This window comes from Rhizobium sp. CSW-27, assembly GCF_018760785.1.
In the GTDB taxonomy this organism is placed as follows: domain Bacteria; phylum Pseudomonadota; class Alphaproteobacteria; order Rhizobiales; family Rhizobiaceae; genus Neorhizobium.
The window spans coordinates 225,730-251,899 of sequence record NZ_JAHHZO010000008.1 but is presented as its reverse complement, the minus strand read 5'-3'; the positions used below and the strand labels follow the sequence as shown (position 1 = coordinate 251,899).

Sequence of the window (26,170 nt, the reverse complement as noted above, 5' to 3'; positions counted from 1 at the left end):
TGCGGTTCAGTGACGCTCGGCCCAGTCGCGAATGAGGCCGAGACCCTGCTGCAGGAGGGCGGCTGCTTCCTCTTCCGTCGCTGCTTCCACATAGCAGCGCATTTCCGGCGCATTGCCGGACGGGCGCAGGTGAATGATACGGCCATCCTGAAGCGTCGTGCGCAGGCCGTCGACATCGGTCGAGGACCGGACCGGGCCGAGCGGCGCCAGGAAGGACGCCAGATTGTCGGGCGCGGCGCGCAGATGCGCCATCAGCGCCGAACTGGTGGCAACGGGAAAGTTCTCCAGGCGGTCGGCGGCGGCCACCGGCAGGCGGAAACCTGCCGCCATGGCCGAGAGCGCCTTGCCCTCCCGCCGGGCCAGATGCAGGGCGGCAAGCACCGGCAGGAAACTGTCACGGGTCGGCAGGGCCGTGAGCGTTCTGCCGTTCAGCGTGAAATCCGAGGCGGTCAGCAGGCCGCCATTCGCCTCGAAGCCCATCACGGCCGTTTCGCCGGCCGCCAGCGCCGCCAGCATCCCCTCGATCACGAAGGGCGAACCGACCCTGGTGCGCACGACGCGGAAATCTCCGGAGGCTTCGATCCCGGAATTGGAGGTCACCGGCGTCACGGCGACCCGTGCGCCGAGGAAATTCGCCACGATGAGGCCAAGCAGGTCGCCGCGCAGGGGCGTGCCGGTCTCGTCCGTCACCAGCGGACGGTCGCCATCGCCATCCGCCGAGACCGCCGCGTCGAGACCGTGCTCCTGCGTCCAGGTGCGGAAAAGGCTGATCGAGTGCTCGGAGACCGCTTCGGTATCGACCGGAATGAAGGTCTGCGACCGGCCGAGCGGCAGGACATCCGCGCCATAGCCGGACAGCACGTCCACCAGCGCATCGCGCGCCACGGTGCTGTGCTGATAGACGCCGATCTTCAGGCCGGCCAGCGCATTTTCCGGCAGGATGGCCGCATTGCGTGCGGCAAAGAATGCGGCTGCCTCGTTCTCCTCGCGCGGTGCCGAACCGGGCGTCAGGTCGAGAAGGCTGTCGGCTATTTCTTCTGCCAGCGCAGTGATCGCCAGTTCGTCCTGCTTGTCGATCTCTCCGTCGGGACGGTAGAACTTGATACCGTTGCGGTCGGCCGGAATGTGCGAGCCGGTGATCATCAGCGAGGCGGCCCCTCTCGCCATGGCGTAAAGGGCGAGCGCCGGCGTCGGGATGGCGCCGCAATCGACGGGGATGAGACCGGCGCGCGACAGCGCCCCGATGCAGGTGGCGGCGATATCGGGGCTGGAGGGGCGGAAGTCTCCGGCCACGTAGATCCGGTCGCCCGGCTTCGCCTTGCCGCTCGACAGCAGGTAGCGCGCGAAGGCGGTCGCATACAGCGCCGACATGTGGCCTTCGAGTTCCGTGACAAGGCCGCGCAGGCCGCTGGTGCCGAATTTCATGGATGCATCCTTGGATCGTGAGGCGGGTTGATGTCGAAGTGCGGCCGGCCGGTCAGGCGGCCACGCTGGAGGCGCCGTCCAGCGCCGCAAGGCAGTCCTCAAGCTCGTAGATCGCGCAGAGGATGTGATAGAAGGAACTGGCCGGCGCCGCCTCGTCCACGAAGCTGCCGTCCGCCGTCATCTTGTCCCGCCACAGGCCGGCCACCGGCGTGTCGAGAAACAGCGACAGGGCGGCACAGGCGGCAAGGGCCGATTCGAGATAATGCGCCCGCTCGGCACCATCCGACAGCACGGCCAGACGCGCCGCGCTCTTGATCCATTCCGTCTGCGGCCAGAGTCGGGCCAGCGGATCGGCCACCGAGAAATCGTCGAGCAGGGTCATCACGGCCACGCCGCGCGTTGCGCAGATCCCGTGCTCCTCGCCGATCCGGAACAGGCGGCGGGCCTTGGCGAGCGCCTCCGCATTGCCGCGGCGTTCGCTCCAGCGGGCCAGCAGCCAGGCCCATTCGAACTGGTGGCCCGGCTCCATGATGCGGCCCCTGGCGCCATCGAAGGGGCTCCAGTCATGGTTGAAGAACTCGCGGAGGCCGCCATTCTCGCCGCCGATGAAGCAGCGCATGCACAATTGCGCGATCTCGTCGGAGAGCGCCGTCCAGGCGGCGGTGTCGAAGCCGTCCTCGGCCTCGCAGGCAAGGCTTGCCTCGAAGAGATGCATGTGCGGGTTGGAGCAGAGCGGCAGGCGCGAGGGGTTGGCTTCCTCGAAGCCGGCCACGGGATGCGCATAGCCGGCCTTCAGCGCCGAGAGCATGGCAGAAGCGCGCTGCGCCATCTCTGCCCGGCGCTCCGGAAAGACCTTTGCCGTGTAGACGAAGGAAAGAATGGCAAAAGCCTGATTGTAGAGGTCGAAGCTGGCGTCGAGCAGGCTGCCCTGCGCATCGGCCAGCGCGCCATAAAAGCCGGTCTCCAGCCGGTAGACGCGGTCGAAAAAGGCAAGGCCCTCACCGACCGGTGCCTGCCAGTCGCCCTGCCAGCCGCGCGCACCGGCTTCAGCGAAGCAATAGACCTGCCGCGGCTGCACGCGCGAACGACGGGGAACCGCCGTCGGCACCCCGTCAAGACCGATGGTTTCGCAAAAGCCGCCCGCGCTGCCATGAAAACCTGCTCTACGCCACAGGTGAAGGGCGTCGTCATGCAGCCAGCGGGAGAGTTCTTTCGCGGCCTGGGCAAGCTTTTCGGGCATCATCGTTCTCGTCATTCGAAATGTTATGGTTCGTGCCCCAACCGGCGCAGGACCGTTGCTGCGATAGGGGCAGAAATTGGCATGGCATGATGCCACCGTCATTTGAGATCAAAGCTTATTTCCTTATCATGCAGATGAAAAGTATTCAGTTTTTGCAATGCAGAAAAATCCGTTCCGCCCGTGCCGCGGTCGTCGCGCCGGTTTGCGGCGCCGTGAAAGCCATGCGACAAAAAAATGAAAAAGGGTGCTTGTGCAATAAAATCTCCTCGTCTATAGAGGCGCCACTGGTCACGGAGTGTAGCGCAGTCTGGTAGCGCACCACGTTCGGGACGTGGGGGTCGAGTGTTCGAATCACTCCACTCCGACCAGTTCAGCTTCTCCCGAAAAGCGTTTTTCCTCGAAAAACACCGATATGCGGCCATCCGTTGCGGTTGTCCGGATCGATGCTATTGCCTCGGGCTAGGCCGAGGCCTCCTGCCCGCGCGGGGTGGAGAGCATGCGTGCGGCCTCTGCCGCCGGCATGGCACGGCCGAACAGGTAGCCCTGGCCGTAGGTGCAGCCCATGCCGGTGAGGCTTGCAAGCTGGTTGGCGGTTTCGATGCCTTCCGCCGTCGTGGGCACGTCGAGCCCGATGCCGAGGCCGACGATCGCCTTGACGATCTTCTCCTGACGCTCCTGATCCTGGAAGGAGGACACGAAGCTGCGATCGATCTTGATCTTGTCGAAGCTGAGATTGGAGAGATGGGCAAGGCTTGAATAGCCGGTGCCGAAATCATCGAGCGCGATCGAAATGCCGGCGGTGCGCAGATCGCTGAGAATTGCGGCGGCGGTGCGCACGTCCTGGATCAGCGCCGTCTCGGTGATCTCGATCTCCAGACGGCTCGGCGGCAGGCCGGCCGTCGAGAGGATTCTCAGAATGCGCATGCCCAGAAGCTGGTCTTGCAACTGGATCGGCGAGATGTTGAAGGACAGAAGGATGTCGGAGGGCCATGTCATGGCATCGCGGCAGGCGGTGGCGAGCAGGCTTTCCGTCAGGTCGAGGATCAGGCCCGTCTCCTCGGCCAGCGGAATGAAGTCGCCGGGCGAAACCAGCACCCCATCCTCCCGCTCCCAGCGGGCCAGGGCCTCGAAACCGCAGATCCGGTTGTCGGAGAGATCGATGATCGGCTGGTAATAGGGCTTGATCCGCCCTGCACGGATCGCCGCGCGCAGGTCCCGCTCATCCCGGTCGCGCAGCAGCATCTGCTCGCGCATGCTGTTGTCGAAGGCGCGGAGCGAGCCCCGGCCGGTGGATTTGGCGACATACATCGCCGCATCGGCGCATCTCAGGCATTCGCGTGCATCCGCCGCATTGTCCGGGCAGCTTGCCATGCCGATGCTTGCCCCCACATCGAGCGAGGTATCGCGGAAGATCACCGGACGGTTGAGGGCCTGAAGCAGGGTGCGCGCCAGCTGCGGCGCCGCGGCAATGCGGTCGACGAAGACGACGAATTCGTCGCCGCCGAGGCGGAAGACCGAATCGGCCGCCACGTGCTCGCGCAGCCGGTCCGCCACCGCCTGCAGCACCGCATCGCCCGCCTGATGGCCGACCAGATCGTTGATCCGCTTGAAGCCGTCGAGGTCGATGATCAGCATGGCGAAGCGGCCGCCATGCCGTTTGCCCATCTGGTTCAGCTTTTCTTCCAGGCTGTGGCGGTTGTGCAGGCCTGTCAGACTGTCATGCACGGCCATCCAGTCGGCCCGGCGCTCGGCCTGTTCGCGCCGCTTGCGCTCCTGCTTGAGATCGAAGATCCGCAGCGCCCCATAGATGATGCTGAGAATGCCGACGATGTCGAGCGCGAACATGACCTCGTCGACCTCATGCGCCTCGTGCCTCCGGATCCAGTCGCCGATCGCTTCGGCCGCATCAAATTCGATGCCGACGGAGATGAGAACGATGCCGATCAGCGCCAGCACGCATGCCTGCCAGACCGCCCTGTGATTGAAAATCGCCATCGAAGAAACCGCGCTACCTCGCCCCAATGCCCCGGCTGTGTCCCGCTGCGCACAACCGCCGGATGATCATTTGATCAATTGCTTAAATACGTCCTAATCCAATCGCCGCGCGCTGTCCATTCGCCCCGGAGCCGTGCGGAGCGGGCTGTTGATTCAGATCAAGGCCCCCCGTTCACGAAAATGAGAGTTGTGCCCATCAGGCGGGGTGTCTGATCGGTCGAGCGATCGCCCCCCTTTCGTTGTTCGCCTTTGGGGGATGTTCAAGATGAACAATACCGTACCAATCGTGGCGCTGACCGCGGGGGCGTTCCTGGCGCTTCTCGGTGCCGGTTTCGCCCATGATGATCTGTTTGCCGCCCATATGTGGGTGCTCTTCTTCACGCTCGCCGCCAGCATCATCGTCATGCTGCGCCGTGTCAGGTTTGCGCCTGCCGGTCAGGCCGCCATCCGGGCGGATCGTTCCGGCTATTTCGACGAGGTCGTCAAGTATGGCACCATCGCCACCACCTTCTGGGGCGTGGTGGGCTTTCTCGTCGGCGTGGTCGTGGCCCTGCAACTGGCCTTTCCGGACCTGAATTTCGGGCCGTGGTTTAATTTCGGGCGCATGCGTCCCCTGCACACCTCTGCCGTCATCTTTGCCTTCGGTGGCAACGCGCTGATCTGCACCTCGTTCTATGTGGTGCAGCGCACCTGTCGCGTGCGCCTGTTCGGGGGAGAAGGGCTCGGCTGGTTCGTGTTCTGGGGCTATCAGCTGTTCATCGTCATGGCCGCCACCGGCTATCTGCTCGGCATTACCCAGGGACGCGAATACGCCGAACCCGAATGGTATGTCGACCTGTGGCTCACCGTCGTCTGGGTCGCCTACCTGATCGCCTTCCTCGGCACGATCCTGATGCGCAAGGAGCCGCATATCTATGTGGCCAACTGGTTCTACCTGGCCTTCATCGTCACGATCGCCATGCTGCATGTGGTCAACAACCTGGCGATTCCGGTCTCCTTCCTCGGCGTGAAGAGCTATTCGGCCTTTTCCGGCGTGCAGGACGCATTGACGCAGTGGTGGTATGGCCATAACGCCGTCGGCTTCTTCCTGACCGCCGGTTTCCTCGGCATGATGTATTATTTCGTGCCCAAGCAAGCCGGCCGCCCGGTCTATTCCTACCGCCTGTCGATCATCCACTTCTGGGCGCTGATCTTCATGTATATCTGGGCCGGCCCGCACCACCTGCACTATACGGCCCTGCCGGACTGGGCGCAGACGCTCGGCATGGTGTTCTCCATCATGCTCTGGATGCCCTCCTGGGGCGGCATGATCAACGGCCTGATGACGCTGTCGGGCGCCTGGGACAAGATCCGCACCGACCCGATCATCCGCATGATGGTGATTGCGATTGCCTTCTACGGCATGTCGACCTTCGAGGGCCCGATGATGTCGGTCAAGGCGGTCAACTCGCTCAGCCACTATACGGACTGGACGATCGGCCACGTGCATTCGGGCGCGCTCGGCTGGGTCGGCATGATCTCGTTCGGCGCGGTCTACTTCCTCGTTCCGAAGCTGTGGAACCGCAACCGCCTCTACAGCCTCGCCATGGTCAACTGGCACTTCTGGCTGGCAACCCTCGGCATCGTCGTCTACGCCGCCGTCATGTGGGTCGCCGGTGTCCAGCAGGGCCTGATGTGGCGCGAATATGACGATCAGGGCTTCCTGGTCTATTCCTTCGCCGAAGCCGTCGCCGCCATGTTCCCCTATTACGTGCTGCGCGCCGTGGGCGGTGCCATGTACCTGGCGGGTGCGCTCATCATGGCCTTCAACATCACCATGACCATCCTCGGCCACGAGAGACAGGAAACGCTTCCGGGCGCCGTTCCTGCCGGTCTCCAGCCTGCCGAATAAGGAGCGGAACCCATGTCCCTTATTGAGAAACACCAGTTCATCGAGCGCAACGCGACGCTGCTTCTGGTCGGCTCGCTGCTCGTGGTTTCGATCGGCGGCATCGTCGAGATCGCCCCGCTCTTCTATCTCGAAAACACCATCGAGAAGGTGGAGGGGATGCGTCCTTATTCGCCGCTGGAACTGGCCGGCCGCAACATCTACATCCGCGAAGGCTGCTATGTCTGCCACAGCCAGATGATCCGTCCGTTCCGCGACGAAGTGGAGCGCTACGGCCATTACAGCCTGGCGGCGGAAAGCATGTATGACCACCCCTTCCAGTGGGGCTCGAAGCGCACCGGACCGGATCTGGCCCGTGTCGGCGACCGCTACTCGAACGAGTGGCACGTGCAGCATCTCGTGCGTCCGCGCGACGTGGTGCCGGAATCGATCATGCCGAGCTATGCCTTCCTGAAGGAAACGCCGCTGAAGGTGACGGACGTCACCATGGATCTCAAGGCAAACCAGCTGGTGGGCGTGCCCTATTCGCCGGACATGCTGGACAGCGCCCGCGCCGATCTCGTCGCCCAGGCGGATCCGAATGCCGACACGTCCGGCCTGCTCGCGCGCTATCCGAAGGCCAAGGTCGGCGATTTCGACGGCGATCCGACCAGGCTCACCGAGATGGACGCGTTGGTGGCCTATCTGCAGATGCTCGGCACGCTGGTCGATTTCTCGACCTATGACGATGCCACCGGCTATCGCTGAGGAGGAGCGGCCATGGAAGTCTATACCGCAATGCGCCACTTCGCCGATAGCTGGGGCCTCCTGGTGATGGCTCTCTTCTTCGTCGGCGTGGTGATCTCCACCCTGCGTCCCGGCGCGAAGGCCTCGGCCAGCGAGGCCGCAAAAATCCCTCTGAAGGAGGATTGATCATGGCGGACAAACATATTGATGACATCAGCGGCGTCGAAACCACCGGCCATGAGTGGGACGGCATCCGCGAACTGAACAATCCGCTGCCGCGCTGGTGGCTCTGGACCTTCTACGCAACCATCGTCTGGGCCATCGCCTATACCGTCGTCTATCCGGCCTGGCCGCTGCTGACGGATGCGACCAAGGGCGTTCTCGGCTATTCCAGCCGTGGCGAACTGGCGCAGGAAATCGCCAGCGCCAAGGCCGCGCAAAGCGGGATCAGCGAGAAGATCGCCGCCGCTTCGCTGGACGAGATCCTGGCCGACCCGCAGATGACCCAGTTCGCCACGGCGGCCGGTGCTGCGGCGTTCAAGGTCAATTGTGTGCAGTGCCATGGTTCGGGCGCCGCCGGCGGTGCCGGCTATCCCAACCTCAACGACGACGACTGGCTGTGGGGCGGCAGCGCCGAGGCCATTCACCAGACGATTGCGCATGGCATTCGCTATGCCGATGATGCCGACACCCGGATCTCCGAAATGCCGGCCTTTGCAGACATCCTGAAGCCCGAGGAAATCCGGCAGGTGGCCGCCTATGTGGTCAGCCTCACCGGCACGCCGCGCGATGCGGCCATGGTCGAGCCGGGCAAGCAGCTGTTTGCCGACAACTGTGCCTCCTGCCATGGCGAGGACGCCAAGGGCAACCGGGAGTTCGGCGCGCCCAATCTCGCCGATGCCATCTGGCTGAAGGTCAATGGAGAGGTGGAGATCGCCCAGCAGATCCGGCAGCCGAAGCATGGCGTGATGCCCGGCTGGCAGGCGCGTCTTGGCGATACCACCGTCAAGGAACTGGCCGTCTACATCCATTCTCTCGGCGGCGGCGAATAAGTCACGCTTCCGACAGAGACTGCAAGGCAAGACCGGCCGGGGCGCGAATGCCCCGGTCGTTTGTGATGAAGAGTTGGCAGCCGCAGGCCTCGGCGGTGGCGACATGAAGAGAATCGACAAGCTTCATGTTGAGGGAAGCGCCAAGCTCGGCGGCGCGTTCGATCAGAGGAAGCGTGACAGGGGCAAGCGTGATGAACGCGCGGTTGGAAAACATCCGGCGATAGGCCGTCACCAGAGCAGGCCCCTGGCGCCATGCGCCGCGAAGACACTCTCCCACGACAAATTCACTGGAATGAAGCTCATCCCGATCCGCTAGGTGCGCCGCCAGCATCGTGCGCACCTCATCCTGGCGCGCGTTGTTGCCTTCCAAGAGGTAGATCAGGATGTTTGCATCCAGGTAGACCCTGCGCGGCATCGATCACTCGTCGCCACGAAAGGTCCGGATGCTCTCCAGAATATCGCGATCCGATCGGTTAATCTTGAGGCGCAATCCCTCCTGATAAGCCTCATCGAGAACGCGCAAGGCCTGCAGGGTCTCCGGAGCGACATCTGCCACGCCATGATCCTGCGGCAGGTGCTCCCGCAGTGTTTCGACCACCACATCCATCCGGGAATGGCTGGTGCGGGCCGAGACGCTGTCGATGCGAGACAGAAGGTCATCCGTCAGTTCGATTTCCAGTCTGTGCTTGCCCATCGGCCAACTCCTGTTTTGCCGAGTATACGCAAAATTGCTGATCTTCGCCACATTGGGCGCAAAGGTCGCACCCCGCATATTGATTTCGGTCAAGGAACGAGGGCCGCTTTGCCGGCAGGGTCTTGCGGACAAAGGATGGGGCCCATGTCTTTTCAAACCGCACAACCTGATCATCCGGCGGGCAAGCCGGCCACTCGACGCCAGGAGGCTGGACCGACCGGCTCCGGCCAGCCGGCGCCGGAACCGCTTTACGCCGCGCGGCAGAAGATCTTTCCGAAGCGGGCGGAAGGGCGCTTCCGGCGCTTCAAGTGGCTGGTGATGCTGGTCACGCTCGGCATCTACTACCTGACGCCCTGGATCCGCTGGGACCGCGGTCCCTACGCGCCGGACCAGGCGGTGCTGATCGATCTGGCAGGCCGGCGCTTCTATTTCTTCTTCATCGAGATCTGGCCGCAGGAATTCTTCTTCGTGGCGGGGCTCCTGGTCATGGCCGGCTTCGGATTGTTCCTGATCACCTCCGCCGTGGGGCGCGCCTGGTGCGGCTATACCTGTCCCCAGACGGTCTGGGTGGACCTTTTCCTGGTGGTGGAGCGCTTCATCGAGGGCGACCGCAATGCCCGCATGAAGCTTGATTCGGCCCCCTGGAGCGTATCAAAGCTCTGGAAGCGCACGGCCAAGCACGCAATCTGGCTGGTGATCGCGGTGGCGACCGGCGGTGCCTGGATCTTCTACTTTGCCGATGCCCCCTCGCTTGCCTTCGACTTCGTCACGGGCCAGGCGAATTACGTGGCCTATTCCACGGTCGCCATTCTGACGGCCACCACCTATGTGCTGGGCGGGCTGATGCGCGAGCAGGTCTGCATCTACATGTGTCCCTGGCCGCGCATCCAGGGGGCGATGCTGGACGAGCAGTCGCTCGTCGTGACCTATAACGACTGGCGCGGCGAGCCGCGCGGCAAGCATGCCAAGAAGGCGGCCGCGGCCAACCAGGTGATCGGCGACTGCGTGGACTGCAATGCCTGCGTTGCCGTCTGTCCCATGGGCATCGACATTCGCGACGGGCAGCAGCTGGCCTGCATCACCTGCGCGCTGTGCATCGATGCCTGTGACGGGGTGATGGACAAGCTCGGCCGAGAACGCGGGCTGATTGCCTATGCAACGCTCAACGAATACGAATCCAACATGGCGCTTGCCACCGACAATGGCCGCACGGCCATCGATCCGGGCCGGGTCCGCAAGCCGGACGGGACCTTCGCCGATCAGGTGCGCCACTTCAACTGGCGGATCATCTTCCGGCCGCGCACGCTCGTCTATATGGGCGTCTGGAGCGCCGTCGGCATCGGTCTTCTGGTGGCGCTGCTCAGTCGCGATCGCCTGGAGGTCAATGTCCTGCATGACCGCAATCCGCAATATGTGCTGGAATCGGACGGCTCGATCCGCAATGGCTATACGATCCGCCTGCTCAACATGGTTCCGGAGCGGCGCACCGTGCTTCTGTCGATGCAGGGGCTGACGGCGGCGGAAATGAAGATCCCGCAACTGTCCAGCGACTATTCCGACCGCGTCTTCGCCGTGCCGGTCGAGCCGGACAAGGCCACCACGCTGAAGGTCTTCGTCACCCTGCCGAAGCATGCCGTCGCCGATGCCCGCGAAGGCTTCCGCTTCATTGCCGAGGACCGTGCCAGCCATGAGCGCGATGTCTACAACGCCACCTTCAACTCGCCGGGAGACAAGTGATGAACACCCGTCAGGCCAAGGAATTCGTCTTCACCGGCTGGCACATGCTGGGTGTGATCTGCCTGTTCTTCGGCACGATCATTTCCGTCAACTTCTACATGGCCTATCAGGCGGTGCACAGCTGGAGCGGGCTTGTGGTGGAAAACACCTATGTCGCCAGCCAGCAGTTCAACGGCAAGGTCGCCGAGGCCAAGGCACTGAATGCCAGCGGCATTTCCGGCACGCTGACTGCAACCGATGGCCTGATCCGCTACGTGATCGTTGACGAGGCCGGGCAGCCGGTCTTCGCCGACAAGGTCACGGCCAGCTTCAAGCGGCCGGTGGGCGATCACCAGGATTTCGAGGTGATGCTGAACGATGCGGGCAAGGGGAGCTACGAGGCGGTCCATGCGGTGGCGCCGGGCCACTGGATCGCCGATGTCAGCGCCTTCAGGGATGGCAGGCGCATCCTGCATCATGCGCGTCGCATCGCGGTGCTGGGAGAGGTGCAATGAGCTGCTGCGCTCCCGGAACGGAAGGCGCGCTGGAACTCGATGGCGCGGTGCATGCGCTTCCCTCCCGCGAGGAGCTGCTGCTGTCGGCGCGCGACCTGGGTGATGGCCGGCGGCAGACGGATCTGAGCGTGCCGGGTGTCCATTGCGGCGCCTGCATCACCGCCGTCGAGCGGGCGCTGCGGGGCGTCGAAGGCGTTGAAAAGGCGCGCGTCAACCTGTCGACGAAGCGCGTCTCGATCGTCTGGCGCGCCGAAGGCGACGGGCGCGGTGCCGATCCGGTGCGCTTCGCCGAGGTCATCCGGCGGGCCACGGGCTACGAATCCCACCTGTTCGGCGAGGATATCGAGGCGAGCGACCGGCTGCGCGCGGATCTCATCCGCGGCGTGGCCGTTACCGGCTTTGCCGCTGCCAACATCATGCTTCTGTCCGTCTCGGTCTGGTCGGGCGCGGACGCCTCCACGCGCGACCTGTTTCACTGGATCTCGGCGATGATCGCCGCGCCGGCGCTGGTCTATGGCGGACGCTTCTTCTACCGCTCCGCCTGGTCGGTGCTGAAGCGCGGGCGCACCAACATGGATGTGCCGATCGCGCTGGCGATCACGCTTTCCTACGCCGTCTCCCTGTGGGAAACCCTGCATCATGGCGCGCATGCCTGGTTCGACGCCACGGCCTCACTGCTGTTTTTCCTGCTGATCGGCCGCACGCTGGATCACGTGATGCGCGACCGCGCCCGTTCCGCCATCACCGGCCTTGCCCGGCTTGCGCCGCGCGGCGCGCTGGTGGTGCAGCCGGATGGCAGCCGCGACTATCGGCCGGTTTCCGAGGTGGTGCCGGGCGACCGCATCGCCATTGCCGCCGGCGACCGCATCCCCGTCGATGGCATCGTGTCGTCCGGCGAAAGCGATCTCGATGTCTCGATCGCCACCGGCGAAAGCGTGCCGGTCGCGGTGCGCCCGGGCGTGGCGGTTCAGGCCGGCACCGTCAGCCTCACCGGCTCGCTCATCGTCACGGCGACGGCCACCGCACGCCAGTCCTTCCTTGCCGAAATCATCGCGTTGATGGAAGCCGCCGAAGGCGGCCGGGCGCAGTATCGCCGCATCGCCGATCGCGCTGCCTCCATTTATGCGCCAGCCGTCCATCTGCTGGCCATCCTCACCTTCCTTGGCTGGGGTCTTTTCGGCGGCGACTGGAAGCAGGCGCTGCTGATCGCGATCGCCGTCCTCATCATCACCTGCCCCTGCGCGCTCGGACTTGCCGTGCCGGTGGTGCAGGTGGTCGCCGCCGGGCGACTGTTCCAGCACGGCATCATGGTGCGCGACGGCTCGGCCATGGAACGGCTTGCCGAAATCGACACGGTGATCTTCGACAAGACCGGCACGCTGACGCTCGGTCGTCCGCGCCTGATCGAAGCGCGCGGAAAACCGCTGTCACGGGCCATGGCCGCTGCCCTCGCCGCCCATTCGCGCCACCCGCTGTCGCGCGCCATCCATGCCGCCCATGCCGGCCCGGTGCCGCTGGTCGAAACGGTGCGCGAACTGCCGGGGCAGGGGCTTCTCGCCGAAATGCCGGAGGGGATCTATCGCCTTGGCAGCCGCGCCTTTGCCTGCCCGCAAACGGCGGCACAGGCCGATAGCGGCGCCTCCGAGGTGGTTCTTTCCCTGAACGGCGAGGAATTGGCGCGCTTCCTGCTGGAGGATACCCCGCGTCCCGGCGCGGAGGAGGCGATCGCGGCGCTGAAGGCGGAAGGTCTCGGCACGCTGATGCTGTCCGGCGATCGCCAGACGACGGTTGCCGCCATGGCCGAGCAGCTTGATCTCGATGGCTGGCAGGCTGAGCTTTCGCCGCAGGGCAAGGTCGAGGCCTGCAACGGGCTTGCCGCCGCCGGCCACCGCGCGCTGATGGTCGGCGACGGCATCAATGATGCTCCGGCGCTCAGTGCAGCCCATGTCTCGATGGCGCCGGCCACGGCGGCCGATATCGGCCGGCAGGCCGCCGACATCGTCTTCCTGCATGACGGGCTTGATGCGGTGCCGACGGCGCTGGCCATTTCGCGCCGCGCCGGCCGGTTGATCCGCGAGAATTTCGGCCTTGCCATCGGCTACAACATGATCGCGGTCCCCTTTGCCATCGCAGGCTATGCAACGCCGCTGATGGCCTCGGTCGCCATGTCGACCTCCTCGCTGATCGTGATTGCCAATGCGCTGCGTCTCAACCGGTTTCGTCGTCCGGCGGCGACAAGCGGCCGCGAAGGGCAGGCGCCGACCGGTCCCGTGACACGGGAGGCCCGGCTCGCATGAACATGCTGATCTATCTCATTCCGGTTGCGCTGTTGCTTGGCGGGCTGGGGCTTGGCGCCTTCCTCTGGTCGCTGCGCAACGGGCAGTACGAGGATCTGGACGGTGCCGCCTGGCGCGTTCTCGATGACGACGAAACGCCCCGCGCCTGACGGCCGGGGCGTTGTGCATGACGGGCGGGGTGAGGCTCAGGCTGCGCTGCGGCCCGCTGCCGATGGCGTGGCCGGTACCCGGCGCAGGATCTCCTCGGCATAGAGCCGGACATTGTCCAGCGCCTTGTCGAGATTGCTGATGCGGGCAGGATCGAGCATGTGCAGCGTGCCGCCGCAATCGAAGACATCGCGGAAGGCGGAGCGTTCGATGATCGGCGTGTTCAGCACGTCGACATTGCGCTGCGCCAGCAGACCCTTCACGGCAAGCAGCGCGCGGGTCGTCACCATGGAGTTGACGCGCGTCAGCACCACCGAATGCGGCACGCGCAGGCCGAGCTTGGTTTCCAGATACTGCAGCAGTTCCAGCACATGCGCGCCGCCCTGCGCATCCATGGCGCAACCCTGGATCGGGATCAGCACGTGGTCGGACATGCCTATGGCCTTGGCGAGCAGGGGGCTGCGCACGCCGGGCAGGTCGATCAGCACGTAATCGGCGCCGACGCGCGCCTCTTCCACATGGCGGTCGAGGGAGGCCTGCGTCACATAGGGCGTGACGGTGAGGCCCGGCATGGGCGGCGACAGGTCGAACCAGCGGGACATCCAGTGCTGCGGATCGCTGTCGAGAACGGTGACGCGGTGACCCATATGGGCGAGTTCGCTGGCAAGCAGCAGCACGGCCGTGGTCTTGCCGGCCCCGCCCTTGGTGTTGGCGAAGGTAATGACGGGCATCGTCGATCCTGGGGAGAAGGTTCCGTGAGCCGGAATTGCTCGTCGAGGCACAGTCATCGTGCCCAGCCAGTGTCGCCAAACATGGTTAACAAAGCGCCAACCGCAAGGGGTGGAAACTCGCCGGCCGTCAGCGACGGCGGTCGGCGCCCATGATCTCGAGGGCGATGTGGTCGAGCGAGACGATGCGGTCGACGCCGCCGCGGGCGATCGCTTCCTTCGGCATGCCGAAGACGACGGAACTGGCCTCGTCCTGCGCCACGGTGAAGGCGCCGGCCTCGTGCATTTCCAGCATGCCGCGCGCGCCGTCATCGCCCATGCCGGTCATGATCACGCCCATGGCGTTGGAGCCGGCCGAACGGGCGGCCGAGCGGAACAGCACGTCGACCGAGGGGCGGTGGCGGCTGACCAGCGGCCCGCTGCGCACCGAGACGTGATAGCGCGCGCCGCGCCGCTCCAGCAGCATGTGCCGGTCGCCGGGGGCGATCAGCACGTGGCCGCGCAGCACGGGGTCGCCGTCCTCCGCTTCCTTCACCTCCACCTCGCACAGGCCGTTCAGCCGCTTGGCAAAGGCTGCGGTGAACTTTTCCGGCATGTGCTGGACGATGACGATGCCCGGCGCATTGGCCGGCAGGGTTTCGAGAAGCTCGCGCAGCGCCTCCGTGCCGCCGGTCGAGGCGCCGATGCAGACGACCATTTCCGTCGTCTTGGCCATGGCACCCACCTTGGGCGGCGGCAGAACCGCATCGGCGGTCAGCTTGGCGGGCGGCGAATCCTTCGGGCGGAAGCGTCGCATCTTGCCGAGCCGGGCCTTGGCGGCGGCCTTGACCACGCTGCGCACGCGCTCGGCACTCTCGGCCAGATGATCGGCGGCGCCGATCTTCGGTTTCTGGATGATGTCGACGGCGCCTGCTTCCAGCGCCTGCATCAGCGTTTCGGACCCTTCCTCCGTCAGCGATGAACACATCACCACGGGGATCGGGTGCTGCGACATCACCTTGCGCAGGAAGGTGATGCCGTCCATCTGCGGCATTTCCACGTCGAGCGTGATGACGTCCGGAATCTCCTCGCGGATCTTGCGCGCCGCCACGAAGGGGTCCGGTGCGACGCCGATCACCTCGATCTCCGGATCCGCCGAAAGAAGCATGGTCAGCGCCTGGCGGATGCTGGCGGAATCGTCGACGATGAGAACGCGCGTCTTAGTGCCCATGGCTACACCCGTTTGAAGACCGTGTTGGCAACCTGCCGGATGGGCAGGTTGAATCCCGTTGCCGTTTCCGAATGGCCGATGAACAGATAGCCGCCGGGCGCCAGGCAGTCGCACAATCGGCCAAGCACATGCAGCTGCGTCGGCTTGTCGAAATAGATCAGCACGTTGCGGCAGAAGATGATGTGCTGCAGCTCGGAGACGGCATAGCTCTCGTCCATCAGGTTCAGCCGCCCGAACCCCACCTTCTGGCGAAGCGACGGCGCGATGCGCACCTCGCCGCGGGCGGGGTCGCGTGCCTGCATCACGTAGCGTCGCTGCAGGTCGGCCGGCACGGGCGAAACCATCTCGGCCGGATAGATCGCCTTGCGGGCCACCTGCAGAACCTCGGTCGAAAGATCGGTCGCAATCACCCGGTAATCGGCATTGCGGCGATCGGCGAGGCATTCGGAGAGCACCATGGCGATCGTGTAGGGCTCGGCGCCGGTCGAGCAGGCAGCGCTCCAGACCCTCAGGCTGGAGACGCCATCCGCCAGCAGTTCCGGCACGGCCTTCTGGGCCATGTATTCGAAATGCTTCGGTTCGCGGAAGAAATCCGTCTTGTTGGTGGTCACCGCGTCGATCAGGTAGACCTGCTCGCTTGCCATGCCGTCCTGCTTGAACAGATAGTCGCAATAGTCGTCGAAGCTCGCAATCCCCGTCACCCGCAGGCGCCGGCGCAGACGGCCCTCCAGCATGGTGATCTTGGTGATCGGCATCTTGATGCCGCTGTAATCATAAATGTACTTGGACAACCGGTCGAAGTTGCGCGGGCTCAGCCGGTCATCGATCGGCTGCCTCTGAATCGGTGCTGCGGACAAATCGATGCTCCTGTCAGGCGACGCGCTGGGAGGCAACGACGCCTGCCAGTGCAGTGCCGGAATCGGAGAACAGGCGCGCCAGATCGACGATCACCACGAAGCCGCCATCCCGGCGCACCACGCCGGCGATGTAATCGCTTTTCCAGCGGATGCCGATGTCCGGCGCCGGTTCGATCTGGCTTTGCTGGAACGGCACCACCTCGTAGACGCGATCGGCCACGAGACCGAGCGCCAGCATGCGCTGTTCGAGCGGTACGTCGAGCACCAGGATGCGGGTATGCGGCGTCTTGACCGTGCGGCTGAGGCCCAGCCGCAGGCGCAGATCGATCACCGGTACCCCCTGGCCGCGCACGTCGCGCAGGCCGAGCAGATAGTCAGGCCCGTGCGGGATCTTGAAGGCTTCCTCGTGGTCCAGGATTTCCCGGACCACCTCGACCGGCACGGCGAAGATTTCCTCGCCGAGGCTGAAGGTCACGAACTGGGCTTCTGACGATATGGCCATGATCAAGCACTCTCCCGGAAGTCTGCGTCGTCGGCGTCGGGGCCGCCGGTCGACATGTCGAGGGCAAAGCCGCGGGCGCGGGCCTGCTGGGCTGCAACGCCCTGGTGCGACGGTGCGGCGGCGACGGGTTTGGCTGCCGGCTTCGGCCTGACAGCCGAGGCCGCTCGGCCAGCAGGACGCGAGGTGACGGCAGGGCGCGGGGCCGAACGGCGGTTGCCGGCGGCATGCTCAACCTTGAAGAAGGCGATGGAGGCCTGCAGTTCTTCCGCCTGGGCGGCCAGTTCCTCGGAGGTCGCCGACATCTGTTCGGAGGCGCTGGAATTCTGCTGCGTCACCTTGTCGAGCTGCTGGATCGCCTCGTTGATCTGGGTGGCACCAATATCCTGCTCGCGGCAGGCGGCCGAGATTTCCGACACCAGTTCGGCGGTCTTCTGGATATCCGGCACCAGCCGGTTCAGCATCTCGCCGGCCTCGGTCGCCACCTGCACGGTCTCGCCGGACAGCGCCGAGATTTCGGCGGCCGCTGCCTGGCTGCGTTCGGCGAGCTTTCGCACTTCGGAGGCGACGACCGCAAAGCCCTTGCCGTGCTCGCCGGCGCGTGCCGCCTCAACGGCGGCATTCAGCGCCAGAAGGTCGGTCTGGCGGGCGATTTCCTGCACGATGGAGATCTTTTCGGCAATCGTGCGCATGGCGCCGACGGCGCGGGACACGGCCTGGCCCGAGCTTTCGGCATCGCGCGACGACTGGCGGGCGATCTTTTCCGTCTGGGCCGCATTGTCAGCGTTCTGCTTGATGTTGGCGGCCATCTCTTCCATGGCGGCAGAGGCCTGTTCGGCGGCGGAAGCCTGTTCGGTGGAACCCTGCGACAACTGCTCGGCGCTCGCCGACAGTTCCTGGCTGCCGGAGGAGACGTTGTCGCCAGCCGCAACCGCATCGCCCACCACACCGCGCAGACGCTGCACCATGTTTTCGAGCGCCTTTCCGAGCGTGTCCTTGTCGGACAGCGGCTTGGGGGAAACGGTCAGGTCGCCGCTGGCAATATCGCCAGCCAGCCGTGCCGTCTCGCGCAGATTGGTGGTCATGACATTGATCTTTTCGACGAGATCGCGGATTTCGTCATTGGACTTGATCACGACATCCTGGTCGAGATCACCGATGGACACCGCATCGGCCACCATCGTGATCTTGCGCAGGCCAGAGCTTATGCCGAGCGCGATCCAGAGGGCGGCAATCAGGGCAATGATCGTGACGCCTGCTGCGACCGAGACCAGCGTCAGCCGCGTCGTCGTGTACAGCTCATCATTGTTGGCGTCAGCCTTGGCCAACCCCTGCTTCTGGATGTCCTTGAGCTTTATGATCGCATCATTGACATTGGCGGCGAGCTGCCGGATCGATCCGTTCGAGAGATCGATCGCCTGATCGAGTTGTCCGTTTGCTCGTAGCGCCGGCAGCGCGGCAGAGGTGCTCTGGAATTTGGCGGCATTATCCGCCACCGCTGCCCAGTAGGGCTTTCCTTCGACCGTCGCAATCAGACTTCCTGCTTCGGCAATCTTCAGAAGTTCGGCAATGAGCTTATCAGAGTTGTTGAAGTATTCGGACGCCTTGGCATCATCCTTTTCCAAAAGGCCGTTCTTCTGGGCGCGGACGGCTTCTGACATCGTGCCCGAAATGTTCAATGCATATTCCAGGCGTTTGACTGGCCCATCGATCATGGCCGAAGATGAGTCATTGAGCGTGGACAGGCTGGTCGTGCCATAGACAGCCACAGCGATGAGCATGAGTATCATCAGCCCGAAGGCCAGGGCCAGCTTTAGCTTGATGGTGAAACGCATTGTATGCCCCATGGGAAAGAGAGAACTCGCTTCAACTTTCCGCACCAAGACCGATGACATTCACCCTTGTGCGCACCGGTTGACCGGTATGGTGCAGCCCCTGCATCGGTCTGCATATTGTTCTGTAGCCTTATCAGGAACTTCGAAAGTAAGCGTTAAGCCATCTGGCGAAAATCCTGGTCCTCGTCGTCGGGGCCACCGTTCGACATATCGAGGGCAAAGCCCTTGGCTCTCGCCTGCTGCGCACGAACAGACTGCCTGGGCTGACCGCCTTGCCGTTGCGACACCTTGCGCTCCAGGCCCTCGCGGGTGCGGGGCGTCGCATTCGTGCTTTCCACCTTGAAGAAGGCGATGGAGGCCTGCAGTTCCTCCGCCTGGGCGGCCAGTTCTTCCGAGGTTGCCGACATTTCCTCCGAGGCGCCGGCATTCTGCTGGATGACCTTGTCGAGCTGCTGGATCGCCTCGTTGATCTGGCTGGCGCCGATATCCTGCTCGCGGCAGGCGGCCGAGATTTCCGCAATCAGATCGGCTGTCTTGCGGATGTCCGGCACCAGCCGGTTCAGCATCTCGCCGGCCTCGGTCGCCACCTGCACGGTGTTGCCGGAGAGTGCCGAGATTTCGGCAGCGGCTGCCTGGCTGCGTTCGGCGAGCTTGCGCACTTCGGAGGCGACGACCGCAAAGCCCTTGCCGTGCTCGCCGGCGCGCGCCGCCTCGACGGCGGCATTCAGCGCCAGAAGGTCGGTCTGGCGGGCGATTTCCTGCACGATGGAGATCTTTTCGGCAATCGTGCGCATGGCCACCACGGCACGGGACACGGCCTGGCCCGAGCTTTCTGCATCGCGCGACGACTGGCGGGCGATCTTTTCCGTCTGGGCCGCATTGTCGGCATTCTGCTTGATGTTGGCGGCCATTTCCTCCATCGAGGCGGACGCCTGTTCGGCAGCGGCGGCCTGTTCAGTGGCGCCCTGCGATAGCTGCTCGGCGCCGGCCGACAGTTCCTGACTGCCGGAGGAGACGTTTTCCGATGCCGCAACCGCATCGCCCACCACGCCGCGCAGACGCTGCATCATCGTTTCCAGCGCGCTTCCCAGCGCATCCGCATCCGACTTGCGGCGGGCATCGCGCGTCAGGTCGCCGGAGGCGATCGACTGGGCGAGACCGGCGGTCTCCTGCAGATAGGCCACCATGTCGCGCATCGCGATGCCGAGCGTGTCCTTCTCCGAGAGCGGCTTGACCGACACCTTTATGTCGCCCAGCGCGATCCTTTCGGCAATGCCGGCCGTCTGCCTCAGATTGGCGGTCATCACGTTGACGGTCTCGACGACGTCCTTGATCTCGTCGTTGGTCTTCACCTCGATCTTCTGGTCGAGGTCTCCGATCGCCACCGCATCGGCGGCCTGCTGCACGAGGCGCAGGCCGTTGCGAATGCCGCGCAGGATGATGAAGGCGGCGATCGATCCAATGAGCAGCGCGCTGACCAGACCGACACCGATGACGATGCTCGTCATCTTCCGGGTGCTGTCGGAATGGGCTTCCGCCTCCTGCATCTGGTTGCGGTTGGTGGCCAGGCGATCGTTCAGCATGGTTTCGATCTGGCGGATGAGGGCGGCGCTTTCTCCTTTGGCAAGGCGGCGTGCGCCCTCCCTGTCGCCGGCGCGCACCAGCGCCCGGATCTGGTCATCCAGCCGGGCAATGTCCCGCGCCATGGAGGAGATCTCGCCATAGGCCTTCCTGCCGGCCTCGGTTTCCGCGGCTCCGGCTGCCCAGTCGGCGGCTTCCGTCAGCTGCTTGCGGCTCTGGTCGCTTTCAGCCAGCAGGCCGGCAATCTCTGCATCGCCTGCCGCCTCGGTCAGTGCAAGTTGGGTGCGGGCAATCTTCATCTGGTCGATCTTCATGCCAAGCGCGTTGGCCTGCCGGGCGACCGGCCCGGTAATCACGTTGTGGAGCGTCTCTCCGGTGTCATCGACGGCATAAAGGCTGTAGATCCCCGTCGCCAGCATCAACGCAAGAATCAGGGCGAAGGTGGCAGAAAGCTTTGTCTTGATGGTTATGCGCATGGGTGTTTCCCTTGTGAAACGATCAGCGCGCGGGCCCCGGCCACTCTTCGGGGCCTGCGCGTTGGATGATGTGTCCTTGCGCCAGAGGCCTCAGGCGCTCTGACGGAAATGATGATCCTCATCGTCCGGGCCGCCCATCGACATGTCGAGGGCAAAGCCGCGGGCGCGGGCCTGCTGGGCTGCAACCGAATTGTTCTGGCGCTGCGGCTGACGCGCGGATTCGCGGCTGCCGTTGCGCGATGTCTTGGACGGTGCCGCGGCTTCGCTGCGGCCGGTCTTCTGGCCGCTGCGTTCGACCTTGAAGAAGGCGATGGAAGCCTGCAGTTCTTCCGCCTGGGCGGCCAGTTCTTCCGAGGTCGCCGACATTTCCTCCGAGGCGCCGGCATTCTGCTGCGTCACCTTGTCGAGCTGCTGGATCGCCTCGTTGATCTGGCTGGCGCCGATATCCTGCTCGCGGCAGGCGGCCGAGATTTCCGAGACCAGTTCGGCGGTCTTCTGGATGTCCGGCACCAGCCGGTTCAGCATCTCGCCGGCCTCGGTCGCCACCTGCACGGTCTCGCCGGACAGCGCCGAGATTTCGGCAGCCGCTGCCTGGCTGCGTTCGGCAAGCTTTCGCACTTCGGAGGCGACGACCGCAAAGCCCTTGCCGTGCTCGCCGGCGCGTGCCGCCTCAACGGCGGCATTCAGCGCCAGAAGGTCGGTCTGGCGGGCGATTTCCTGCACGATGGAGATCTTTTCGGCAATCGTGCGCATGGCCACCACGGCACGGGACACGGCCTGGCCCGAGCTTTCGGCATCGCGCGACGACTGGCGGGCGATCTTTTCCGTCTGGGCCGCATTGTCGGCATTCTGCTTGATGTTGGCGGCCATTTCCTCCATCGAGGCGGAAGCCTGTTCGGCAGCGGCGGCCTGTTCGGTGGCGCCCTGCGACAGCTGCTCTGCGCTCGCCGACAGTTCCTGGCTGCCGGAAGAGACGTTCTCGCCAGCCGCAACCGCATCGCCCACCACGCCGCGCAGGCGCTCGATCATGGCGTTGACGTAGCCGAGAAGATCGCCCACCTCGTCGCGCGTGGTGACCGCGGCAAGCTTCGTCAGGTCACCTTCGGCGACGTTCTGCACGGCACCAACCGCACTGCGCAGGCCCTTGTTGATGGAGAGCGCGATCCAGATGGCCGCAAGAAGCGCAACAAGCGTGGCGCCGCCGGCAACGCTCAGCATGACCAGCCGGGTCCGTGCGTAATCGGCCTGGGCATCGGTCTTGGCGGCCTGCAGGCGGGAGGATTCGAGCGCGACGATTTCCTCGAGCTGAGTGTCGATTTCGCTGACGGTCGTGCGGTTCTCGTTGGTGGATATGCGCAGGGCGCCGGGCTGATCGCCGGCCATCATCAGGGCGCGGATCTGGTCGTCCTGCTGGCGGTACTGCGTGGTCAGAACCTGCAGCTTGTTCCAGATCACCTTGCCCTGCTCGGTCGCAAGGCCGAGGACCTGCTGGAAGGCCTCGTCATACTTGCGGCGATACTCGTCGATCTTGGCTGCGTAGGGCTTGGCCGCCTCGGGCGAGGGGGCAAGCAGCATGTTCTTCTGCTGGCGGATCTGCTGCAGCGTGTAGACGTCGAGATCGAGCGCCAGTTCCAGGCGGGCCGCCGGCCCTTCCACGACGTTTTCCAGACGGGTGTTCAACTCGCCCAGGCTCATGATGCCGAGTGTGGCGGTGGCCAGAAGCATCGAGATGATGAAGCCGAAGGCCAAAGCCAGCTTCAGTTTGATCGAGGCGCGCATTGTCTATTTCCCCTTCGCCGGATCAGGCTTGCGTCAGTTGATGCGACCGCTCGTGCTGGGCCGAGAAAATCGTATGCAGGTTCGGAATGATGATGAACTCTCCGTCGCGACGGACGAGGCAGTCGATGAAGTCCGGTCGCCAGCGCATGCCGACGCTGGGCGGCGGTTCGCCCGCCGCCTTCATCAGCGTCGTCACCTCGTTGACCTTGTCGGTACGGATGCCGACCAGCGTCGGCTCCTCCTCGATCTCCAGCTCGATCACGATGATGCGGCTGTCGATGGTGGTCTTCGTTGCCTCCATGCCGAAGGCGAGGCGGATATCGGCCAGCGGAATAACCTTGCCGCGGAAGTTGATGACGCTGCCGACGAAGCGCTTGGCGCCCGGCACCGTGGTCTCCGGCAGAAGGTCGAGGATTTCCTGAACCTTCACCGCTTCCAGCGCGAACATCTCGCCGGCGATGTCGAAGGTCAGCACCTCCAGCTCCTCGCGGCCGCTCCACAGATCTTCCGGTATCTTTCTGATTGCTTCGCTCATCCTGCCGCGCGCAATTGCGCCTCCTGTTGCTGGCCGGCGGTGACCAGATGGCCGACATCGAGAATGAGCGCCACGCCGCCATCGCCGAGGATCGTCGCGCCCGAGAAGGTCGCCACGTCATGATGCAGCTTGGACATGCCCTTGATGACGGTCTGGTGGTCGCCGATGATCTGGTCGACGACGAGGCCCACCCGTTCGGCGCCGGTCGAGATCACCACCACCTTCTGGAACGGGTCCGGCTTCGTGCCGGTCATGAAGAGATCGCGCAGGCGGATGAACGGCACCAGGCTGTCGCGCAGCGAAATGAAGCTGCGGCCGCGCGAGCGCATGTCTTCCTCGATGGACAGTTCCAGGCACTCCTCGACGGCCGACAGCGGTATGACGTAGCGACCGGAGCCGACGCGCACCAGAAGCCCGTCGATGATGGCAAGCGTCAGCGGAATGGCGAGCGAGATTTCCGAGCCCTCGCCGGTGTGGCTGACGACATTGATCGTGCCGCGCAGCGCATCGATTGTGCGCTTGACCACATCCATGCCGACGCCGCGGCCGGAGAGGTTCGTCACCTGCTGGGCAGTGGAGAAGCCCGGCTGGAAGATCAGCTGCAGCAGTTCCTGATCGGACAGCGCCGCATTCGGGGCAATCAGACCGGAGCTTTCCGCCTTGGCGCGCACGTGGTCGCGGCTGATGCCGCGACCATCATCCTTGATGGTGATGATGACTTCGCCGGCCTGCTGACGGGCGGAGAGGAAGATGCGGCCGGCGGCCGGCTTGCCCTGGGCCAGGCGCTCCTCCGGCGTTTCCAGGCCGTGGTCGCAGGAATTGCGCACCAGATGCACCAGCGGATCGGCCAGGCGTTCGACCACGCTCTTGTCCACCTCGGTCGTTTCGCCCTCGGTGATCAGCTCGATCTTCTTGCCGGTCTCGATGGCCAGATCGTGCACCAGGCGGCGGAAGCGGCTGAACAGCTGCGCCACCGGCACCATGCGCAGCACCATCATCGTGTCGCGCAGTTCGCCCGACAGGCGTTCCACGTCCTCCGAGACGGCGCGCAGCTGCAGGTCGGCGCTCGCATTGGCAAGCTGGCTGAGGCGCGACTGGGCAATGACCAGTTCGCCGACGCGGTCCATCAGCTCGTCCAGGCGCTCGGCGGGAACGCGCACGTTTTCGGCCGATTTCGCCTGCCTGGCTTCAGGCAGCGGCGCCGGCGCGGCGCGGGGGGCGGCGGTCGCCGCCACGGGTGGGGCACTTGCCACCGGCGCAGGCATGATCGCCTCTTCGCGAGCCGGGGCTTGCGGCGCGGCAGCGGCGGGCGCGGCCCTTGCGTCTTCGGGCGCGCCGACCGGCTCGACCGAAAGCTCCATCTCGTCCATCACAAAGATGAAGACGTCTTCGATGGCGGAGCGCGGCGCTTCGGTCGCGAGCTCGATATCCCAGCACACATGCAGGTCGGTCGCAACGAGATCGTCAAGAGCCGGAACCCGCGAACGGTCGGCCCTGATGGTGCAGGCGCCGAGATCGCGCAGCTCGTTCAGCAGGCCGACCGGATTGGTGCCATTGGCCATGGCATTGACGGGAAGGGAAAAGTGGATCCGGTAGGTCGTAAGGCCGCTTGCCGCGACCGGTGCGTCCTGTGCCGTTGCCGGGGCGGCGGCGGCCGGGGCGGGGGCCTCCGGAAGGCCGGCGGCGGCCACCGCAGTGCGAAGCCGCCCAAGCAGTGTCTCGCTCATCGCCCCGTGATCGCCGTCCGGCGTCTCGATCAGGGCGCGCATGTGGTCGGTGGCGTTCAGGACCGCGGTGACGAGATCGTGCGTGGCCGGCACGATGCCCTTGCGCACCTGGTCGAAGGCGGTTTCGCAATGATGGGTGAACGCAGCAAGGGCCTCGAAGCCGAACATGGCTCCGGAGCCCTTCAAGGTGTGCAGCCCGCGAAAGACGGCGTCGACCTGTTCCTTGTCGGCCAGGTCGTGGTTCAGATCCAGAAGGCCGGCTTCGATCTGTTCCAGCAGTTCGGCAGCTTCTGTACGAAAGACGGCAATCGGATCCGGAAAGCTCATTTGCCGAGCACCTTTCTGACGATCTTCACCAGGCTTTCCGGGTCGAAGGGCTTGGTCAGCCAGCCGGTGGCGCCGGCGGCCTTGGCTTCCTGCTTGATGCCGGCGTCGGATTCGGTGGTGAGGAAGATCACCGGGACGCCCATATGCGCCGGCAGCTTGCGCAGCTCGCGGATCATCGTCAGGCCGTCCATGCCGGGCATGTTGAGGTCGGTGACGATCAGGTCGTACTGGCCGCCCTTCAGCTTGGAAATGCCGTCGAGGCCGTCGACGGCCTCGGTCACCTTGTAGCCGGCATTGGAGAGGGCCACGCGGGTGGTCAGACGGATGCTGGCGGAATCATCCACGGTCAGGATGCTGGCGGTCATTGAAAGTCTCCTTGATGAAACCAGAACTTGGCGTCGTTCGCGGACATGGCGTCCCGGAAGCCGCTTGCGGCGAGGAGATCGGCGATCCGTCCGCCGGCAGGGCGGGCAAGGGTAATGCTCTTGCCTGCGGTGCCGGCATAGATGCGGGCCGATTCCAGAAGCTGGAGGAGGCTGAGATCCCCTTCCGCATCATCGGCAATATCGATGATGACGCTGTCCTGGTTTTGAAGTGCGTGAAGCAGATCGTCCCGCACCGGCGCGATGGTGCGGATGGTCAGTGTGTCGGGAAGTCGTATGCGGCAACTGTCGGCCGTGTCGGTAAGCATCGTGGCCTCTAAACCCCCAGAAATGCGCTCATCGTCACAACTCTGTGATGCGGCGCTTAAGGAAGGCCTAATTTGGCGGGACTAGTTCTGAGGTGGAAAGAATCACCATGTATTTCTGCAGGCAGCGGAGAGAGGGAAAATTAACCAGAGGAATCAAATCTGAAGCTTGGTTTTTCGGCCATTAACGCCAGTCCGTCAGAAGGGACTGACAAAGCCGCGCTTCCGCTACC

24 protein-coding genes and 1 tRNA gene are annotated in these 26,170 nt (G+C 64.6%); 9 read left to right on the top strand and 16 right to left on the bottom strand.

Going from position 1 to position 26,170, the window contains the following annotated elements; translation table 11 throughout:
* Positions 1-6 precede the first annotated feature (6 nt).
* Positions 7-1,425 carry a phosphomannomutase gene (locus tag KLP42_RS17055; RefSeq protein ID WP_215568148.1) on the bottom strand — a complete coding sequence of 473 codons (1,419 nt, stop codon included), beginning with the start codon at positions 1,423-1,425 and terminating at the stop codon, positions 7-9.
* A 52-nt stretch (positions 1,426-1,477) separates the two neighbouring features.
* A complete protein-coding gene (locus KLP42_RS17050) occupies positions 1,478-2,680 on the bottom strand; it encodes an AGE family epimerase/isomerase (protein ID WP_286675481.1) in 1,203 nt (400 codons plus the stop codon).
* A gap of 276 nt (positions 2,681-2,956) precedes the next feature.
* Here KLP42_RS17050 and KLP42_RS17045 point away from each other — a divergent pair.
* Positions 2,957-3,033 (top strand) — tRNA-Pro (locus tag KLP42_RS17045).
* Between the two features lie 91 nt (positions 3,034-3,124).
* Here the strand turns inward: KLP42_RS17045 and KLP42_RS17040 are convergent.
* Positions 3,125-4,660 (bottom strand): putative bifunctional diguanylate cyclase/phosphodiesterase, encoded by a 1,536-nt coding sequence (locus tag KLP42_RS17040; RefSeq protein WP_215568147.1) that lies wholly within the window; start codon positions 4,658-4,660, stop codon positions 3,125-3,127.
* A gap of 265 nt (positions 4,661-4,925) precedes the next feature.
* Here KLP42_RS17040 and ccoN point away from each other — a divergent pair, with 265 nt between their 5' ends.
* Genes ccoN through ccoP form a run of 4 tightly spaced genes read left to right on the top strand, consistent with a single transcriptional unit; the run spans position 4,926 to position 8,326 of the window.
* Complete coding sequence (ccoN, locus tag KLP42_RS17035) at positions 4,926-6,551, top strand: cytochrome-c oxidase, cbb3-type subunit I (RefSeq protein ID WP_215568146.1); 1,626 nt, start codon at positions 4,926-4,928, stop codon at positions 6,549-6,551.
* A 12-nt stretch (positions 6,552-6,563) separates the two neighbouring features.
* Complete coding sequence (gene ccoO, locus KLP42_RS17030; protein ID WP_215568145.1) at positions 6,564-7,295, top strand: cytochrome-c oxidase, cbb3-type subunit II; 732 nt, start codon at positions 6,564-6,566, stop codon at positions 7,293-7,295.
* A gap of 12 nt (positions 7,296-7,307) precedes the next feature.
* Positions 7,308-7,460, top strand: coding sequence for a cbb3-type cytochrome c oxidase subunit 3 (locus tag KLP42_RS17025; protein ID WP_215568144.1), 153 nt, complete (start codon positions 7,308-7,310; stop codon positions 7,458-7,460).
* A 2-nt stretch (positions 7,461-7,462) separates the two neighbouring features.
* Complete coding sequence (gene ccoP, locus KLP42_RS17020; RefSeq protein WP_215568143.1) at positions 7,463-8,326, top strand: cytochrome-c oxidase, cbb3-type subunit III; 864 nt, start codon at positions 7,463-7,465, stop codon at positions 8,324-8,326.
* A 1-nt stretch (position 8,327) separates the two neighbouring features.
* Here ccoP and KLP42_RS17015 read toward each other — a convergent pair whose 3' ends face one another.
* Positions 8,328-8,741, bottom strand: coding sequence for a type II toxin-antitoxin system VapC family toxin (locus tag KLP42_RS17015; RefSeq protein ID WP_215568142.1), 414 nt, complete (start codon positions 8,739-8,741; stop codon positions 8,328-8,330).
* A 3-nt stretch (positions 8,742-8,744) separates the two neighbouring features.
* The gene (locus KLP42_RS17010; RefSeq protein WP_215568141.1) at positions 8,745-9,020 is read right to left on the bottom strand and encodes a hypothetical protein; all 276 of its coding nucleotides are present in this window, start codon (positions 9,018-9,020) and stop codon (positions 8,745-8,747) included.
* Between the two features lie 144 nt (positions 9,021-9,164).
* Between KLP42_RS17010 and ccoG the strand changes: the two genes are divergently transcribed.
* The 4 genes from ccoG to ccoS are packed head-to-tail and all read left to right on the top strand — an operon-like array spanning position 9,165 to position 13,697.
* Positions 9,165-10,757 (top strand): cytochrome c oxidase accessory protein CcoG, encoded by a 1,593-nt coding sequence (gene ccoG / locus KLP42_RS17005; protein ID WP_215568140.1) that lies wholly within the window; start codon positions 9,165-9,167, stop codon positions 10,755-10,757.
* Complete coding sequence (locus tag KLP42_RS17000; RefSeq protein ID WP_215568139.1) at positions 10,757-11,251, top strand: FixH family protein; 495 nt, start codon at positions 10,757-10,759, stop codon at positions 11,249-11,251. Before ccoG ends, KLP42_RS17000 begins: the two co-directional genes overlap by 1 nt.
* Positions 11,248-13,548 carry a cation-translocating P-type ATPase gene (locus KLP42_RS16995; protein ID WP_215568138.1) on the top strand — a complete coding sequence of 767 codons (2,301 nt, stop codon included), beginning with the start codon at positions 11,248-11,250 and terminating at the stop codon, positions 13,546-13,548. Before KLP42_RS17000 ends, KLP42_RS16995 begins: the two co-directional genes overlap by 4 nt.
* Positions 13,545-13,697: a cbb3-type cytochrome oxidase assembly protein CcoS gene (gene ccoS, locus KLP42_RS16990; protein ID WP_143125160.1), complete on the top strand. Its 153-nt coding sequence runs from the start codon at positions 13,545-13,547 to the stop codon at positions 13,695-13,697. The genes KLP42_RS16995 and ccoS overlap by 4 nt, the downstream gene beginning before the upstream one ends.
* 36 nt (positions 13,698-13,733) lie before the next feature.
* Here the strand turns inward: ccoS and KLP42_RS16985 are convergent, their stop codons facing one another.
* From KLP42_RS16985 to KLP42_RS16935, 11 genes are all read right to left on the bottom strand, one after another.
* On the bottom strand, positions 13,734-14,426 hold the full coding sequence (locus KLP42_RS16985) for a ParA family protein (RefSeq protein WP_215568137.1): 693 nt from the start codon (positions 14,424-14,426) through the stop codon (positions 13,734-13,736).
* Positions 14,427-14,553: 127 nt separating this feature from the next.
* Positions 14,554-15,633, bottom strand: coding sequence for a protein-glutamate methylesterase/protein-glutamine glutaminase (locus tag KLP42_RS16980; protein WP_215568136.1), 1,080 nt, complete (start codon positions 15,631-15,633; stop codon positions 14,554-14,556).
* Positions 15,634-15,635: 2 nt separating this feature from the next.
* Positions 15,636-16,490 (bottom strand): CheR family methyltransferase, encoded by an 855-nt coding sequence (locus KLP42_RS16975; protein ID WP_215568135.1) that lies wholly within the window; start codon positions 16,488-16,490, stop codon positions 15,636-15,638.
* Between the two features lie 13 nt (positions 16,491-16,503).
* On the bottom strand, positions 16,504-16,998 hold the full coding sequence (locus KLP42_RS16970) for a chemotaxis protein CheW (protein WP_502941308.1): 495 nt from the start codon (positions 16,996-16,998) through the stop codon (positions 16,504-16,506).
* Positions 16,995-18,824, bottom strand: a complete 1,830-nt coding sequence (locus KLP42_RS16965; protein WP_215568133.1) for a methyl-accepting chemotaxis protein — start codon at positions 18,822-18,824, stop codon at positions 16,995-16,997. Before KLP42_RS16965 ends, KLP42_RS16970 begins: the two co-directional genes overlap by 4 nt.
* Before the next feature lie 155 nt (positions 18,825-18,979).
* On the bottom strand, positions 18,980-20,881 hold the full coding sequence (locus tag KLP42_RS16960) for a methyl-accepting chemotaxis protein (RefSeq protein WP_215568132.1): 1,902 nt from the start codon (positions 20,879-20,881) through the stop codon (positions 18,980-18,982).
* A gap of 90 nt (positions 20,882-20,971) precedes the next feature.
* Positions 20,972-22,660: a methyl-accepting chemotaxis protein gene (locus KLP42_RS16955; protein ID WP_215568131.1), complete on the bottom strand. Its 1,689-nt coding sequence runs from the start codon at positions 22,658-22,660 to the stop codon at positions 20,972-20,974.
* A 22-nt stretch (positions 22,661-22,682) separates the two neighbouring features.
* On the bottom strand, positions 22,683-23,195 hold the full coding sequence (locus KLP42_RS16950) for a chemotaxis protein CheW (RefSeq protein ID WP_215568130.1): 513 nt from the start codon (positions 23,193-23,195) through the stop codon (positions 22,683-22,685).
* Complete coding sequence (locus KLP42_RS16945) at positions 23,192-25,249, bottom strand: chemotaxis protein CheA (protein ID WP_215568129.1); 2,058 nt, start codon at positions 25,247-25,249, stop codon at positions 23,192-23,194. Before KLP42_RS16945 ends, KLP42_RS16950 begins: the two co-directional genes overlap by 4 nt.
* On the bottom strand, positions 25,246-25,614 hold the full coding sequence (locus tag KLP42_RS16940; RefSeq protein ID WP_215568128.1) for a response regulator: 369 nt from the start codon (positions 25,612-25,614) through the stop codon (positions 25,246-25,248). The genes KLP42_RS16945 and KLP42_RS16940 overlap by 4 nt, the downstream gene beginning before the upstream one ends.
* On the bottom strand, positions 25,611-25,940 hold the full coding sequence (locus KLP42_RS16935; RefSeq protein ID WP_215568127.1) for an STAS domain-containing protein: 330 nt from the start codon (positions 25,938-25,940) through the stop codon (positions 25,611-25,613). The genes KLP42_RS16940 and KLP42_RS16935 overlap by 4 nt, the downstream gene beginning before the upstream one ends.
* Between the last annotated feature and the right edge of the window lie 230 nt (positions 25,941-26,170).